Genomic DNA, 15,921 nt, shown 5'->3' with positions numbered 1-15,921 from the left:
CGCAGAGCCCAGACCGACGACCAAAATCAGGCGTCAGAGACAGGGCAGTTGCTAGATATGGTGGCACCTGGGACAACGGGATAAGCCTCCCTACGCTTGTCTGCAGATACCATTTTACTGTGCGACAATTCGTTTGATTAGTCCAGCGACAAGTTTTAAACAGATCGGTGAGAAAAAATCGTCAAATCTCTCTAGCAGGATCCGCGTATGCCCCTGATCGAGGTCGATCTCGTCCGAACCTTCGTCGCGATCTGCGAGACCGGCAGCTTCTCAAAAGCCGCGCAGCACGTCGCTCGCACGCCTTCGGCCGTCAGCCTGCAGATGAAAAAGCTTGAGGCGCTTCTGGGCCGCGCGCTTTTCGTGCGGGAGGGTCGCTCGGTCGGCCTCAGCGGCGACGGCGAGGCTTTCCTGGGCTATGCGCGCCGCCTAATGCAGCTCAACGAGGAGGCGGTCTCGCGCTTTCGCGCGCCCGCCATGGAGGGTCGGGTGGCGTTCGGCGCGCCGGACGACATCGGCTATATCGCGATTCCGCAGATTCTGAAGCGCTTCGCCTCGACCCATCCGCATGTCGAAGTCGACGTGAAGCTCAAGTCCAGCGACGAACTGCGCCGACTTTGCGATACCGGCGCGCTCGATCTCGCGGTGCTGTGCTGTTCGGATTACGGCAAGCGGGACGTGCGGGTCGTTCACACCGAAAATCTGGTCTGGATCGGACTCAAGCACGGTCAAGCCGTCAGCAAGGACCCATTGCCGCTGGCTCTCGCGACCCGGGGCTGCGCCTGGCGAGCCAGCGCCCTCGCTGCGCTCGACGCGGCTCACATCGGTTACCGGATCGCCTATTCGAGCGAACACTCGCAAGGACAGATCGCCGCGGTTCTCGCCGATCTGGCGATCGCGCCACTTCCCGAAAGCCATGTCTCCGCGTCGCTGCGCCAATTAGGCGAAGCCGACGGACTGCCGCCGCTGCGCCAATATGAGGTGGCGCTGATGAAGCGGAAGGGCTGCGGCAAGATCGCCGACGCGCTCGCCGAGCACGTCACCGAAAGCTTCGCCGACCTTCGTCCCTCCCTGAGCCTCGCCCTCGCCTGAGCGGGGGGGGCTCGGGCTGCGGGGACATCATGGTCCCTGGCGCCTTTTCATGAGCGGCAGCGACCGGCCATCGTCCCTTGCAATCAGCCGGCGCTTTCGACGCGCGACTGCGCCCGCCAGAGGTCGATATCGCCTTCGCCGGCGTAACGATCGATCTCGGCAAGTTCGGTCTCGGAGAAGTCGAGCCGGTTCAGGGCGTCCAGCGAATCGTCGAGCTGCGCGACGGTGCGCGCACCCACCAGCGCCGAGGTCACCTCCGGACGCCGCAGCACCCAGGCGATCGCCATCTGCGCCAAACTCTGTCCGCGAGCCTCGGCGATCGCGGTGAGAGCGCGAATCCGTTCGATGTTCGCGGCGCTGAGCATCTCGGGTTTGAACGAGCGTTCGCGCGCCGCACGCGAATCGCTCGGAACGCCCTCCAGATATTTTCGGGTCAAAAGCCCCTGGGCCAATGGCGAAAACGCGATGCAGCCGATGCCGAGCTCGCCGAGGGTTGTCAGGAGCCCGTCCTCGACCCACCGGTTGAGCATCGAATAGGACGGCTGGTGGATGATGAAGGGCGTGCCCTGCTCCTTCAGGATCGCGTAGGCCTGCCGCGTCAGCTCCGGCGAATAGGACGAAATGCCGACATAGAGCGCCCGTCCGGACCGCACGATGTGATCCAGGGCGCCCATCGTCTCCTCGAGCGGGGTCTCGGGGTCCGGCCGGTGATGGTAGAAGATATCGAGATAGTCTAGCCCCATGCGCTTCAGGCTCTGGTCGCAGGAGGCAATCAGATATTTGCGCGTGCCGAAATTGCCGTAGGGACCGGGCCACATGTCATAGCCCGCCTTGGACGAGATGATCAGCTCATCCCGGTAGGGCCGGAAATCCATCTCCATCCAGCGACCGAAATTTTCTTCGGCTGAGCCGTAGGGCGGGCCGTAATTGTTCGCCAGGTCGAAATGCGTGACGCCTCGGTCGAACGCCCGCCGCAGGATCGCCCGTCCGGTCTCGAAGACGTCCGTGCCGCCGAAATTCTGCCAAAGGCCGAGCGAAATGGCCGGCAGTTTCAGACCGGAGCGCCCGACACGGCGGTAAGGGATGGCGTCGTAACGATTGGCCTCGGCGAGGTAGGGCATGCAGCGGACCTTTTTTGGCGAACCAGGAATGCCTGCCGGTATAGGCGGTCGTGCCGTGAGGGAAAAGGGCGGCGGGACGCCAGCTCGATCGGCCTCTTAGAGGCCGTTTCGAAACCCTGCCAAGACCAGCCTCCATGGTTCACCCGGGACGCCCAAACCCGCGGAAATCGGGTATCATGTCATTGCGGAGCGACCATCCGAGGGGCCTTTGAACCCGCCGCAGTGAGTTTCGAAACGGACTCTTAGCCGCGGCGTGTCTACTTGCAGTAAGTCCCGCCATTTCGCCGCGCCGCGATGTCGAGATGGAAATGCGTCGCATGGTCGGCGTCGGTGCCAGGACCGAGCACCGTCTTGAACGGCCCGCACGCGCCCTCGCGGATCGAGCGTTGAAACCGCGCTTCCGGTGAGCCCGGCTCGTGCGCCTCGACACCGATCGTCGTCCCATTCTTGAAGGCGAAAGCGGCGATGTCGACGGCGCTGCCGCGCGCATGTTCGGAGATGCCGTTTTCGGATGCGCGGTTGCGGCAGACATAGGTGGAGGCATGCCGGAATTCGGCGAGTTCTTCGGCCGGAAAACTTGCCTTGGCCGCCGGAACGACGCTGTCCGTCATCCACCGGTCGAGGGCAAGCGCCGATCGACAAAACAGCTGGGTGTCAGACGAAATCGCGACGCCGCTGGAAAGCCGTTCGATATTGACCGGCCGCAGGACGCCGCAGGCGCCGTCGCTGATGCTCTCACCAATGGTGAAAAGAACGCCGCGCTTTTCAAGTTCCGCCTCGCACATCCTGGCGTCTTCGATGGCCGCGGCAGCCAGGACCGCGGCGGCCGGCGTGATCGCCGCCTCGCGGGCGTTCGAAGGATCGGGGGCATTCGAGACCTTGGCGAGGTTCCCCATCTCCGGAGCGACCGGCCTGGCGGTCGCTGGCGCGGCCTTCTCCGGCGCAACCGATGACGCCGTCTGAGGCACCGCTTCTGGCCGTGGCGTGGGCGTGGGAACAACGTCGAGGGGCTCTTCGGATGCCGCGATGCCGGCGGCCGGCGCGCGGCTTTCGGTCTTGCGATTGCGCACCCCACCGCTTTTGCCGTTGATGCCATGCGCATCCGGTCCGGCGGGCTCTTTGCGAAGCTCCCCCTCCGCCGGCTTCAAAAATATTCCGTCCCGCGCCCCTGTCGCCGCGTCCGGTCGCGCCTCAGGCCTCGGCGGTGCATTGTCCGGCGTCTGCGCCATAGCGGGCGCCTGAGCTAGCCAGGCGGCCGCGACGCAGCAGCCGAGGAAGACCGCCGCGCGGCGCGTTGCGCCCCTCACCCGGTGAACTCGACGACCGTTTGCCCCGGTTCGACCAGTTTGGCCAGCGCCTCGGCGTCCCAGTTGGTCAGCCGCACACAGCCATTGCTGTTAGTCTTGCCGATTTTCGAGGGCTCGGCAGTGCCGTGAATACCGTAACTGGGCTTCGACAAGTCGATCCACATCGAGCCAACCGGGCCGTTCGGCCCCGGCGGAAGGGTGAGCGGTTTGGCATTTTCGCCCTGCTGGAAGTTGATCTTCGGGTTATAATTATAGGTCGGATCAGAGGCCAGAGCGTTGACCTTCATGGTGCCCGACGGTGAGGGCGTCGCGGTCGATCCGATCGTCGCCGGATTAGCGAGCACGATCTCGCCGTCGTGGTCGTATGCCACGAGACGGCCGGCCGTCTTGTCGACCACGATCCGGGCCACCTTGGTCGTCGGTGCCTTCCCGGGATCGGCGACGAGAATCGTCGTGCCCGCCTTTGAAAAATCGGCACCCGGATTGAGCGCCCTGAGAAGATTCTCGTCCATGTGAAATTTTTCGGCCAGCATTTCGGCAGCATCATGGTAGCCGAGCCATTCCATCTCGGCGCGCTGTCCGTAATCCTCCGGGATCGCCTCAACGTAGCGCCCTGCAACGTCCTCCGCCGTTATCGCGTAGGTCTGCATGGCCTCGCCTTCGTCGACGGCGAGGACGGTCCAAAGGTCGGCATCAGGTTCACCATCCACCGGCAGACCGCGCATCATTTCGTAGGCTCTGACAGCCTTGCGGGTGTTGTCTCCGAAGAATCCGTCGATGACACCCGGCGAGGCATGCGTACGGCCGAGCAACACTTGAACGCGGATGAGAAACGGATCAGGCGCCACCTGCTGATCGGCGTTTTCAAGGCCGGCTTCGTCGGGAATATCGGTCGAAAAGGACGGTGTCTCGACTACCATGCCGGGCTCGCCGGTCACTTCCACCACCGGTGGAGCTGCGGTGTCGACGCCATCGGCCGCCGCGTCGGCAGCGCCATGATCAGCAGGCGGCACAATGGCGGGCGTCTCGCCGGCCGGCAGCGATTGGGCTTCCGGCAAGGTCGGATCGGACTTCGCGCTCGCCGCAACGGCCTTGGCGTCCGTCTGACGAGACTGCCAATCCATGAATGTCGCGGCCTCGATCGCTTCCTTCGAAAGCGAAACGGGGGCGGCGATAGACGTGGATGTCGAAAGAAACGCCAGTATTCCGCTGGCGGCGGCGATCGAAAGAATTTTCATAAAAGGCCTCGCATCTCGAGTGATCCAAGTCCGTACAACGCAAAAGGGGAGCCCGAAGGCTCCCCAATATCGATAAACTTCCCCGGTATGGCTAATGAACCGTAAATTTCGATCCCGCCGTCCGACTATTCCACGAACTCCACCGTGACGCCCGGCTTGACCATCTTGGCAAGCTCGGTGGCATCCCAGTTCGTCAGGCGCACACAGCCATTGCTGTTGGTCTTGCCAATCTTGGAAGGCTCGGGCGTGCCGTGGATGCCATAGGTCGGCTTCGACAAAGCGATCCAGATCGAGCCGACCGGGCCGTTCGGTCCCGGCTGGATCGTCAGCACCTTGTCGTTGTCGCCCTGTTTGAAGTTGATCTTCGGGTTATAGGTGTAGTTCGGGTCGAAGGCGATGCGGTTCACCTGGACGGTGCCCGAGGGCGACGGCGTCTGGGTCGAGCCGATTGTCGACGGATAGGCCGTGATCAACGTGCCGTCGGCGGCGTAGACGCGGACCTGCTCGCGGCCCTTGTCGGCGATGATTCTGGCAACGTCCTGCTTCACCGGCTCGCCGATCGCGGCGACCTTGATCCGCGTGCCCGGACGGCTGAAGTCGGCGCCGGGGTTGATCTCGCGCAGATAGGCCTCGTCCATGTGGAATTTCTCCGCGATCTTCTCGGACGGCCGCTCGAAGCTCATCGCCGGCAACTGTGCCTTTTCCCCGTAATCGGAGGGGATCGAGGCAACGAAGGGGCCGCCGACGTCGTCGGCGGTCAACTCGTAGGTAGTGATGGCCGGACCGCCGGTCGCGTCGAGTTCCTCGGCCAACGCCTGGGCGTCGCCGGTGGGAAGGGTACGACCAAACTTTTCCTGATAGGCGGCCACCGCCTTATCGACATTGGAGCCCATACGCCCATCGATCACGCCGGGCGACGTGCCGGCCCTGTCGAGCAAGATCTGCAGGGCCGCGATTTCGGCCTTCGCGTTCTTGCCCTTGGGCGTCGCCACCTTGGGGGCCGGATCGCTCTCCTGGACCGTCTGCCCCTCCGGCTGAACGATCGGCGCGCCCGGCTCCGGCAGCGGCTCGGAAGACGGAATCGTTTCCGGCAGCGCGGCATCCCTCTGCGGCTCGACGACCGCATCTGCAGGCGCTGATGATGGCGGCAGTTCCGCTTCGCGACGCGGCTCGGCGGCCGGGTGGTCGGGCGCGGGCAATGGCGCGGCGATCACCGGGGCATCGAACCCCGGCCCGCTACGGGGCTCTTTATGGTACGGATCCGCCGACCGTGGGCGAACTGTCGAAGGCTCTATGGGGACCGGCTCGACGATGACGCCCGGAGGAGCGATGTCGACCCGGCCTTCGAGCGTTACTCCCGGCGGCGGCGGTCCGTCGATAATCGCGCCACGGCGATCCTCGAAGCGCTGACGGCGTTCCCGGAACTGCTGGCGGCGCGGCTGCTCCACCCCGATGATGCGGCCATAGGCATCGACCATGACGCGCCGGCCCATCTCGTCGATGTAGACTTCGGCGACGTTGTCATCATAGATTTCGACGTTCGGATCGTAATATTGTGCCAGTCGCACGCCTTCATCGATCCGCCTCGCGGGATCGACGGTTTGCGCCAAGGCCACCGTCGCGCCGAATGACAGCACGAGCGCCGGAAGATACAACCGCGCGATTACACTCATCTTCACCTCTCCACCAACCGGTGACCCGGACGCCGCGATCGGCCTGCAAAAACGCTTCCTCGCTGAAGCAAGCGGATTTCGTGGCAGCTTGACGACCGGTCCTGACCGTATTGCCATAGCGAATGGCAGATGAACCAGACATGAAAATGGCGGTTTTACTTCTTTTTTCGGTCTAAATCGGCTGATCCAGCCTCGCGACAGAGCCAGATGCGCCGGAACGGCACACTGCGGCAAGCCCGCCTTCCGACGACCCGACCGCCACCTCGCCCGCCGCCGAATGCGGCCCGGTGGAACACGAGGGGTCCGCAACCCGTTGATGGGGCAACCGAAACGGATCGGAGAAGCAGCATGTCATCGACGGAAGGACGGACTATCATGGGCGACGAGGCCACGGGCGGTGTTGGCGTCGACAATATCGAGGCGAGCCGCGTCTCGGGGACCGAAGTCTACAACACCGACGGTCATCATCTGGGTCATATCCATGACCTCGTGCTCGGCAAGCGCGACGGGCGGGTGAAATACGCGATCATGTCGTTTGGCGGCTTTCTGGGGATCGGCGAGGAATTTCATCCCCTGCCCTGGCAGGTGTTGAAATATGACGAGCGGCAAGGCGGCTATGTCGTCGGCATCACCCGTGATCAACTCGAGGGCGCGCCGCGTTATGCCGCGGGCGCCACGCCCAGTTGGGGCGACCCGGACTACGGCCGCAGCATCGACGACTATTATCGCCCGGCCTACATCTGACCCGTGGGAATCAGGGCCCAATGAAAAAGGGCGGCCTCGCGGCCGCCCTTTTTCATTCGTTATCGCACTTGTCAGGCGGCCGCCCGGTCGCCGGCGGCGTTTGCTTTCGATCCGACCACATGGAAAATCAGGTGATCGGTCCCGCCGGTGATCTTCACCGTGCTCTCGTCGCGAACCTCCCCGAGCAGGATCTTCTCGGCCAGCGGGTCCTGCACCTCGCGCTGGATCACCCGCTTCAGGGGTCGAGCGCCGTAGGCCGGATCGTAGCCCTTCTCCGCCAGCCAGGCCCGTCCGCTCTCGTCGAGCTCGATCTGGATCTTGCGATCGACGAGCAGCTTTTCGAGCCGCGCCATCTGGATGTCGACGATCGCACCCATCTCCGAACGATGCAGCCGGTGGAAAAGGATGGTCTCGTCCACGCGGTTGAGGAACTCCGGCCGGAAGGAGGCACGCACAACGGCCATCACCTGTTCCCGTGCGGCTTCCGCGTCCTCGTCGTCCTTGAGCGCGACCAGATACTCCGCCCCCAGATTGGAGGTCATGATGATCATGGTGTTGCGGAAGTCGACCGTCCGCCCCTGCCCGTCCGTCAGACGCCCGTCGTCGAGCACCTGCAACAGGACGTTGAAGACGTCCGGGTGAGCCTTCTCGATCTCGTCGAACAGGACAACCTGATAGGGCCGGCGCCGCACCGCCTCGGTGAGCGACCCGCCTTCCTCGTAGCCGACATAGCCCGGAGGCGCGCCGATCATCCGGGCGACCGAATGCTTTTCCATGAACTCCGACATGTCGAGACGAACCATCGCCGTCTCGTCGTCGAACAGGAACGAGGCGAGCGCTTTGGTGAGTTCGGTCTTGCCCACGCCGGTGGGGCCGAGGAAGATGAACGAGCCGATCGGCCGGTTCGCGTCCTGAAGGCCGGCCCGCGCCCGCCGCACCGCCCTGGAGACGGCCTGAACCGCTTCGCCCTGGCCGACGACGCGCTTTTGCAGCGAGTCTTCCATGCGCAGCAGCTTGTCGCGTTCGCCTTCCAGCATCCGATCGACCGGGATACCGGTCCAGCGCGAGATCACCTGGGCGATATGGTCGGCGGTGACGGTTTCCTCGACCATCGAATCGGCATCAGGCACACCGTCGCTCGCCTCGGCCTCCTGCAGTTCCTGCTCGAGCTTGGGGATTTCGCCATAGGCGAGTTCTCCGGCCCGTTGGAACTCGCCTTGCCGCTGGGCGATAGCGAGTTCGTTGCGGGCCTCGTCGAGTTGCCGTTTCAGATCCGCGGCAAGGCCCAGCTTGGATTTTTCCGCCTGCCAGGCGCTGGTGATGCGACCGGATTCTTCCTCCAGATTGGCGATCTCGGAATCGAGCCGCTCCAGCCGGTCCCGTGCCGCGTCGTCGGTCTCCTTGCGCAACGCCTCGCGCTCGATCTTCAGCTGCATGACACGCCGATCGATCTCATCGAGCGCTTCGGGCTTGGTATCCACCTGCATGCGCAGCCGCGCCGCGCCTTCATCGACAAGGTCGATCGCCTTGTCCGGCAGGAAGCGGTCGGTGATGTAGCGGTTCGACAATTGCGCCGCCGCCACGAGGGCGGAGTCGGAGATACGCACCTGATGGTGCTGCTCGTATTTCTCCTTGAGGCCGCGCAGGATCGAGATCGTATCCTCGACCGTCGGCTCGGCAATGAACACCGGCTGGAAACGCCGGGCCAGCGCCGCGTCCTTCTCGACGTGCTTGCGATATTCGTCGAGCGTCGTCGCGCCGACGCAGTGCAGCTCACCGCGGGCGAGCGCTGGCTTCAGCAGGTTTGAGGCGTCCATCGCCCCGTCCGCCTTGCCGGCGCCGACCAGCGTATGCATCTCGTCGATGAACAGGATGATCGAACCGGCCGCGCTGGTGACTTCCGACAGCACCGCCTTCAGCCGTTCCTCGAATTCGCCGCGATATTTCGCACCGGCGATCAGAGAGCCCATGTCGAGCGCCATCAGTTGCTTGTCGCGCAGCGACTCCGGCACGTCGCCATTGACGATCCTGAGCGCCAGGCCTTCGGCGATCGCGGTCTTGCCGACACCCGGCTCGCCGATCAAAACAGGATTGTTCTTGGTGCGCCGGGAGAGGACCTGGATCGTGCGGCGGATTTCCTCGTCCCTGCCGATCACCGGGTCGAGCTTGCCCTCCCGCGCCACGGCGGTGAGGTCGCGGGCGTATTTCTTCAAGGCGTCGTAGCCGCTCTCGGCCGAGGCGGAATCCGCCGTGCGTCCCTTGCGTATTTCGTTGATCGCCTCGTTGAGGCCGTTCGGCGTCACGCCGGCCTTCTTCAGGATATCGGCTGTCTTGGCGGATGTCTCGATCGTCAGCGCCAGCAGCAGCCGCTCGACGGAGACGAAGCTGTCGCCGGCCTTTTTGGCGATTTCCTCGGCCGTCGCGAACACCTTGGCCAGCGGCTGCGCCAGATACATCTGCCCGCTGCCGCCCGAGACACGGGGCATCGCATCCAGCGCCGCATCGACGGCGAGACGGACGTCCTTTGGCCTACCACCTGATTTCTCGATCAGGCCGGCCGCCATCCCCTCCTCGTCATCGACGAGAACCTTGAGAAGATGCTCCGGGGTGAATTGCTGATGGTCGCGCGACACCGCGAGCGTCTGGGCCGCCTGAATAAAGCCGCGCACCCGTTCGGTATATTTTTCCAGATTCATTGGATCGCTTCTCCTTTCGGCGGTCCACCCTCGCTCGAGGCATGAGCCGCGCATCCATGGAGAACGGCTCCCGACACCGGCGAGCCGCCCGCCATGGATATGGGATCAGACGGGTCGCCGCGAAAGAGGCTGCGTGCCGGACTGTTGCAAAAATGTTGCGCCATCTTGAACGCAAAAGGACGCCGCGGCAGCCGCGACGTCCTTGATCTTGATCATTGGTTCCGACCATTGGCCGAAAAAGCCAGCCGGTTCAGCCGTTCGACGCCAACAGGAAGTCCGGCAGCGTATTACCCTCGCCATCGCGGGTCTCGGCCGACGCCTCTTCGGGCTTCTTCTTGCGCGGCCGGCCGGGCCGACGCTTCACGGGCGCTTCGCCTTCCGTCTCCGGTGCCTTCACCCCGTGATCCGGGTTGACGGCAGCCTCGACCGTGCGGGCTTCGACAGTCGCGGCCTCATCGCCCGGACGGGTTTCGCTCGCGGGGATCGCTTCGTCACCCTCGCGGCTCCGGCGCGGCCTGCCCCGACGACGCGGCGTCCGTTCCGCCTGCGCGTCGGGTTGCGATTCGCCGGCAGCGACCGCTGCGCCGCTTGGCGCTTCCGACGAACGCTCGTCACGGGTGCGCTCGCCGTCGTTGCGCTGATGGCGGCCGCTGTCGCCTTGTTCGGAGTTCTCGCGTCCGATCACCGGCTGCGGGCCGGTGCCGTCCGCCTGAACCCTGTCCCGGCGATCACGGTTCCTGTCGCGATTGCCATCACGGTTGCCGTCGCGACCCCGATTGCCGTCCCGGTCGCGATTGTGGTCACGATCTCGGTTGCCATCGCGATCGCGGTTGCCGTCACGGTCTCGGTTGTCGCGAGCGTTCTCACGGTCGCGGTTGCCATCGCGATCCCGATCACGGTTGCTATCACGATCGCGAAAACCCTCGCGGCCATCACGATCGCCGTCCTGCTGACGATGATCGTTGCGCTCGCCGCGATCGCTCGAATTATCCTGCGAATCGTCGTCCTCATCGGAATCGTCGCGGGAATCACGTTCGTCACGCTGTTGCGGGAACTGCGCCTGCGCAGCCGCCACGATGCGGTTGTAGTGCTCGGCGTGCTGCAGATAGTTCTCGGCCATCACCCGGTCGCCAGCACCCGAAGCATCGCGCGCGAGCGTCGTGTACTTCTCCGCGACATGCTGGGCGGTACCCCTGATTTTCACATCCGGGCCGTTCGACTCGTAACTGCGCGAGAGCGGATTAGGACCTTTCCGTCCGCGGCTGCGCATACGGTTTTTCTGCTGTCCTGGCCTCATGAACTTCCTGTCTATTGGATGCACCGGTCGCGCCGGTATGGCCTACTGCCTCAGGGTGCGCCATGCGCGCCCGCACGAAATTAGCTCCGCCGGAGCAAAGCCAACATAGAGAGGTTAAAATCGGTTGTGCCTGGCGATACCCTCACGCCGGCTTGACGGACGACCTACCAGTCATCTCGAGCGTCCTGTGGGCTGCCGTCGAGCGGCGCCTAAAGGAACTGCCCCCTCGGATGTTCCGTACTGGCGGCGACCCTAGAGGGTAACGCGCGCCGTAACAAGTGCCTTTTCAACAATTAAGGCGGTCAACACTGGATCGAAGCGCGATCCCCCTCCTGCTCTGACAGCGGTTTCTCCTCCCGGCCGAAACTCAGGACGCGAACCACACCGGAAAAATCGCGTGTGCAAACGTGGAGATGCAACCCTTGTGATGCAAATATCGCCGCCACGTCGTCTTCCTGCCCCAGGCCAATCTCGACGATCACGCGGCCGCCGGGCCGCAAAACCGCGTCGATTCCCGCCGCGATCGCACGATAGGCATCCAGCCCATCCTCGCCACCGTCCAAGGCTGCCAGCGGATCATGCTCGCGCACGTCAACCGCCAGGGACGGAATATCGCCGCTCCGGATATATGGTGGATTCGACAGCACCAGATCAAGGGGGCCGCCGGCCGCCGCAAGATAATCCGACAGGACAGGCTGCATCCTGTCGGCAACGCCCGCCGCTTCGGCATTGCGGCATGCGGTTGCGAGCGCGCCTGGCGAGATATCGATCGCCAGAGCCCGCGACCGCGGAAACAGCGCCAGCAGCGAAACGGCGATGACACCCGACCCCGTGCCGATATCGGCGAAGAGACATTCCCCGCGCCGGTCGATAATCTCGGCCATCGCCTTGCGCGCCTCGTCGACGAGAATTTCCGTGTCCGGTCGCGGCTCCAGGGTGTCGGGAGAGATTTCGAACTCGTGCTCGTAGAAGGCGCGGCGGCCGAGGATGCGATGAACGGGCTCGCCGGCGAGCCGTCTGGCGAGGCGCGATTCGAGGCACGCCACCGCCCCGCTCGACACCGTCAGGGCGGACGCGGAATGAACCTCTCCCAGTGGGAGGCCCGCGCACTCGGCAATGAGCAGGCGCGCGTCGAACTCCGGCGTTGCCGACTGGGCCGCGCGCAGGCGCTCGATAGCGTGGCGCAGCAACGGGCCCAGCCTGTCGGCCGCCTCAGTCATCCACGCCGACGGCGGCAAGCTGGTGGGCCTGATGGTCGGCGACCAGGGCTCCGACCAGTTCGTCCATCTCGCCCTCGATCACGCGATCGAGTTTGTAAAGGGTCAGATTGATACGGTGGTCGGTCACGCGGCCTTGCGGAAAATTGTAGGTGCGGATGCGCTCGGAGCGATCGCCGCTGCCGACCTGTCCCCTGCGCGCGGCGGAGCGTTCGTCGTCAGCCTTCTGGCGTTCGAGATCGAAAAGGCGCGCCTTCAGCACCTGCATCGCCCGCGCGCGGTTCTGATGCTGCGATTTTTCCGACGATGTCACCACGATGCCGGTCGGCAGATGGGTGATGCGAACGGCCGAATCGGTGGTGTTGACGTGCTGGCCGCCGGCGCCCGAGGCGCGCATCGTGTCGATGCGAATATCCTCGGCGCGCACGTCGACGTCGATGTCTTCCGCCTCTGGCAGGACCGCCACGGTCGCGGCCGAGGTATGGATTCGGCCGCCCGATTCGGTCGCGGGAACGCGCTGCACCCGATGCACGCCTGATTCGAACTTCAGCCGTGAGAATACGCCGGGCCCTTGGATCGAGGCGATCACCTCTCGGTAGCCGCCGACCTCGCCCTCGCTCGCCGACAGGAGCTCGACCTTCCAGCGGTTCAACTCGGCATAGCGCTGATACATGCGAAACAGGTCGCCGGCGAAGAGCCCCGCTTCGGACCCGCCTGTGCCGGCGCGGATTTCCAGGATGGCCCCTTTTTCGTCGGCGGCGTCCTTAGGCAGCAGCAGGATACGAATCTCGTCCGTGAGCTGGTCGAGACGCTGCTTCAATTCGTCGATCTCGACCTCGGCGAGGTCGCGCATCTCGCGATCGGCGGTCGGGTCGTCCAGCAGCGAGCGGGAATCGGCGAGTTCCCGTTCCACCTTGCGATAGGAGCGGATCGCTGCGACCACCGCCTCGAGGCCGGAATATTCCGCGGCGAGCTTGGAATAGACGTCGTGAGCCGGCCCCTTGGCCATCTCGTTCTCGAGATGACCGAAGCGGGCCAGGATCTCATCAAGGGTCGAATTCGGCAGCGTCGCCATAATGTCCTGAAGCTGATGTCAAAGTGAATGGAGCGCGGCCGACGCCGCGGCGAAGAGACGGGGCGAGCCGCCGATCACTGCGGTCCGCTAATACGGGATTCCATTGGCTTCCGCGAAATCGACGAGAAGCTGTCGCGGACTGGCCGCCAGTTGGCCGCCGTTGAGTTGCTGCGCCAGCGCCTCGGAAAGCTTTTCCGCCTCCAGTTCGACCATCATCGCCTTCACCGGACCGATCGAGGGCGGTGCCATGGATATGGAGCGGAAGCCGAGTCCAATCAACGCCATCGCCGAGAGCGGCTGACCGGCCATCTCGCCGCACAGCGTCACCGGGACATCGTGACGCTGCCCGGCATCGACGATCGACTTCAACGCCCGCAGGAACGGCGCCGACAAATCGTCGAAGCGCGTGGCGACACGCGCATTGCCGCGATCGACGGCATTGAAGAACTGGAACAGGTCGTTCGAGCCAACGGACACGAAATCGAGCACTTCCATCAGCTCGTCGAGCTGGAACAAAAGCCCCGGCACCTCGATCATCGCGCCCACCTTCAGCCGCTTCGGCATGACATGGCCGAAGCGCGTCAGATGCTTGAACTCGCGGCTGATCATCTCGCGCGCTTGCCTGAGCTCCGACACCTCCGTCACCATCGGAAACATGACGCGCAGTTCGCGCCCGGCGGCCGCCTTGAGCAACGCCCGCAGCTGGGTGCGCATCAAGCCGGGACGGTCGAGGGCAAGCCGCAGCGCCCGGTAGCCCAGGGCCGGATTTTCCTCCGGCGACTGGCTGAGATAAGGCAACACCTTGTCGCCGCCGACATCCAGCGTGCGAAACGTCACCGGCCGGCCGTTGGCCGCATCCATGACCGCCGAATAGAGCCGCTCCTGATCGCGCGCACGCGGCATCGTCGAAGCGACCATGAACTGGAGTTCGGTGCGGAAAAGGCCGATGCCTTCCGCGCCTGCAGCGTCGAGCTGGGGCAGGTCGACGAGAAGGCCCGCGTTCATTTGCAAGCTGATCGGCACGCCGTCCTTGGTCTCGGTCGGCACATCGCGCAGCGAATGATAGCGCTCCTGGCGCTTCGCCCGGAACTTCACCTTGTCGGAATACAGCGCCTCGAGTTCCGGAGGTGGACGCAGATGAACGCTGCCGTCCTCGCCGTCGACGATGATCGAATCGCGGTTCTCCGACATCGAGACCGCGCCCTTGACCTGGCCCACGACGGGAATTCCCAGCGCTCGCGCGACGATGACGACGTGGCTGGTCGCAGCGCCCTCCTCCAGCACCAGCCCGCGAATGTCGTCCCGGCGATAGTCGAGCAACTCCGCCGCGCCCATCGAACGCGCGACGATGATGGCGTCGGCATTCTCCGCCCCGGCGTGGTCGTCGCGGCCGATCAGCTGGCGCAGCAACCGGTTGGCAAGATCGTCAAAATCATGCAACCGCTCGCGAATATACGGATCGGTCATGTGCATCATACGGGCGCGCATGTCCGACTGCACCTTCTCGACCGCGGCTTCCGCGGTCAGTCCGTTGCGAACCGCTTCCTGGAGCCTGCGCACCCAGCCCCGATCATGGGCGAACATGCGGTAGGCCTCGAGAACGGCGCGATGCTCGCCTTCGCCAGCCACGTCCCGGCGCGACAGCATGTTCTCGATCGACACCCTGAGGATGCCGAGCGCCTTGTCGAGGCGTTCGACCTCCGCTTCCGTGTCCTCATTGAACAGGTTGGTGACGACGACCCGCGGCTCGTGCAGAACCACCTTGCCCAGGCCGATGCCATCCGACAGGGCAGCACCATCGAAGCTGACCGGCCGCGACAGGTCGAGCGCGACACCGGGGCGTTGCAAGCCCTCCAGACTGCCGGCGGCGATCATCTCGGCAACGACCATCGCCACCGTCTCCAGCGCCTCGGACTCCTCGTCGCGATAGATCCGCGCGGATTTGTTCTGGACGACGAGCACGCCGAGGGTCCGACCAGCGCGCAGGATCGGCACGCCCAGGAAGGAGTGGTAAACCTCCTCGCCGGTCTCTGGCAGATAGGTGAAGGCCGGGTGCTTTTGCGCCTCGGACAGGTTCAGCGGCCGCGCCGTCGCCGCGATCGTGCCGACGAGGCCCTCGCCAAGCTTGAGCTGGGCGAGGTGGACTGCCGCCGGATTGAGACCTTCGGTGGCATAGAGTTCCAACACCGCGTCGGCGCGCAGCACGTAGAGCGAGCAGACCTCGGCCACCATGTTCTGGGCGATGGAGCGGACGATCTGGTCGAGGCGCACCTGCGCGTCGAGAGGCTCGGCCATGAGCTCCCGGATGCGGCGCATGAGAACGCGCGGGCCTGACATGTCGCTTCTCAACAACGCGGTCTTCCGTTTCAGGGGCCGACAAAGCGTCGCAACCGATCCAGTCCGGCTACGCCACGGCCTGTCCCTACAAGATCACATACTCAGGTTCGCCGAGAACCCCATTGGG

The 15,921-nt window shown here is 64.5% G+C and carries 11 protein-coding genes and 1 pseudogene; 2 read left to right on the top strand and 10 right to left on the bottom strand.

The features are described 5' to 3' along the window. Positions 1–207: 207 nt before the first annotated feature. Positions 208–1,089 (top strand): LysR substrate-binding domain-containing protein, encoded by an 882-nt coding sequence (locus VQ044_RS12565; protein ID WP_327625925.1) that lies wholly within the window; start codon positions 208–210, stop codon positions 1,087–1,089. Positions 1,090–1,172: 83 nt separating this feature from the next. Here the strand turns inward: VQ044_RS12565 and mgrA are convergent, their stop codons facing one another. The 4 genes from mgrA to VQ044_RS12545 form a co-directional block, all read right to left on the bottom strand. Next, positions 1,173–2,210, bottom strand: coding sequence for an L-glyceraldehyde 3-phosphate reductase (gene mgrA / locus VQ044_RS12560; RefSeq protein ID WP_327647561.1), 1,038 nt, complete (start codon positions 2,208–2,210; stop codon positions 1,173–1,175). Positions 2,211–2,467: 257 nt separating this feature from the next. Then, positions 2,468–3,517 carry an extensin-like domain-containing protein gene (locus tag VQ044_RS12555; RefSeq protein WP_327647559.1) on the bottom strand — a complete coding sequence of 350 codons (1,050 nt, stop codon included), beginning with the start codon at positions 3,515–3,517 and terminating at the stop codon, positions 2,468–2,470. Continuing rightward, a complete protein-coding gene (locus tag VQ044_RS12550; RefSeq protein WP_327647557.1) occupies positions 3,514–4,755 on the bottom strand; it encodes a L,D-transpeptidase family protein in 1,242 nt (413 codons plus the stop codon). The genes VQ044_RS12555 and VQ044_RS12550 overlap by 4 nt, the downstream gene beginning before the upstream one ends. Positions 4,756–4,880: 125 nt before the next feature. Then, positions 4,881–6,428: a L,D-transpeptidase family protein gene (locus VQ044_RS12545; protein WP_327647555.1), complete on the bottom strand. Its 1,548-nt coding sequence runs from the start codon at positions 6,426–6,428 to the stop codon at positions 4,881–4,883. 375 nt (positions 6,429–6,803) lie between these two features. Here VQ044_RS12545 and VQ044_RS12540 point away from each other — a divergent pair, with 375 nt between their 5' ends. Further along, the gene (locus VQ044_RS12540) at positions 6,804–7,172 is read left to right on the top strand and encodes a PRC-barrel domain-containing protein (RefSeq protein WP_327650952.1); all 369 of its coding nucleotides are present in this window, start codon (positions 6,804–6,806) and stop codon (positions 7,170–7,172) included. Between the two features lie 71 nt (positions 7,173–7,243). Here VQ044_RS12540 and clpB read toward each other — a convergent pair whose 3' ends face one another. From clpB to ptsP, 6 genes and pseudogenes are all read right to left on the bottom strand, one after another. Continuing rightward, on the bottom strand, positions 7,244–9,868 hold the full coding sequence (gene clpB / locus VQ044_RS12535; protein ID WP_327647551.1) for an ATP-dependent chaperone ClpB: 2,625 nt from the start codon (positions 9,866–9,868) through the stop codon (positions 7,244–7,246). A gap of 250 nt (positions 9,869–10,118) precedes the next feature. Next, complete coding sequence (locus VQ044_RS12530) at positions 10,119–10,553, bottom strand: hypothetical protein (RefSeq protein WP_327647564.1); 435 nt, start codon at positions 10,551–10,553, stop codon at positions 10,119–10,121. 429 nt (positions 10,554–10,982) lie between these two features. Further along, positions 10,983–11,138, bottom strand: a pseudogene (locus VQ044_RS12525) (DUF4167 domain-containing protein); the annotation flags it as partial. Between the two features lie 329 nt (positions 11,139–11,467). After that, positions 11,468–12,385 (bottom strand): peptide chain release factor N(5)-glutamine methyltransferase, encoded by a 918-nt coding sequence (gene prmC, locus VQ044_RS12520; protein WP_327647549.1) that lies wholly within the window; start codon positions 12,383–12,385, stop codon positions 11,468–11,470. After that, positions 12,378–13,457 carry a peptide chain release factor 1 gene (prfA, locus tag VQ044_RS12515; RefSeq protein WP_327625934.1) on the bottom strand — a complete coding sequence of 360 codons (1,080 nt, stop codon included), beginning with the start codon at positions 13,455–13,457 and terminating at the stop codon, positions 12,378–12,380. Before prfA ends, prmC begins: the two co-directional genes overlap by 8 nt. Before the next feature lie 87 nt (positions 13,458–13,544). Beyond that, positions 13,545–15,794, bottom strand: coding sequence for a phosphoenolpyruvate--protein phosphotransferase (ptsP, locus tag VQ044_RS12510; RefSeq protein WP_442872913.1), 2,250 nt, complete (start codon positions 15,792–15,794; stop codon positions 13,545–13,547). Positions 15,795–15,921 lie beyond the last annotated feature (127 nt).

This window comes from Aurantimonas sp. C2-5-R2 (assembly GCF_036549495.1).
Classification (GTDB): Bacteria; Pseudomonadota; Alphaproteobacteria; order Rhizobiales; family Rhizobiaceae; genus Aurantimonas; species Aurantimonas coralicida_A.
This window is presented reverse-complemented; position numbering and strand designations above follow the sequence as displayed.

Bases quoted from the DNA above. Each gene is read 5' to 3' on its own strand.
- VQ044_RS12565 (WP_327625925.1), top strand. From the start codon at position 208: ATGCCCCTGATCGAGGTCGATCTCGTCCGAACCTTCGTCGCGATCTGC.
- mgrA (WP_327647561.1), bottom strand. From the start codon at position 2,210: ATGCCCTACCTCGCCGAGGCCAATCGTTACGACGCCATCCCTTACCGC.
- VQ044_RS12550 (WP_327647557.1), bottom strand. From the start codon at position 4,755: ATGAAAATTCTTTCGATCGCCGCCGCCAGCGGAATACTGGCGTTTCTT.
- VQ044_RS12545 (WP_327647555.1), bottom strand. From the start codon at position 6,428: ATGAGTGTAATCGCGCGGTTGTATCTTCCGGCGCTCGTGCTGTCATTC.
- VQ044_RS12540 (WP_327650952.1), top strand. From the start codon at position 6,804: ATGGGCGACGAGGCCACGGGCGGTGTTGGCGTCGACAATATCGAGGCG.
- clpB (WP_327647551.1), bottom strand. From the start codon at position 9,868: ATGAATCTGGAAAAATATACCGAACGGGTGCGCGGCTTTATTCAGGCG.
- prmC (WP_327647549.1), bottom strand. From the start codon at position 12,385: ATGACTGAGGCGGCCGACAGGCTGGGCCCGTTGCTGCGCCACGCTATC.
- prfA (WP_327625934.1), bottom strand. From the start codon at position 13,457: ATGGCGACGCTGCCGAATTCGACCCTTGATGAGATCCTGGCCCGCTTC.
- ptsP (WP_442872913.1), bottom strand. From the start codon at position 15,794: ATGTCAGGCCCGCGCGTTCTCATGCGCCGCATCCGGGAGCTCATGGCC.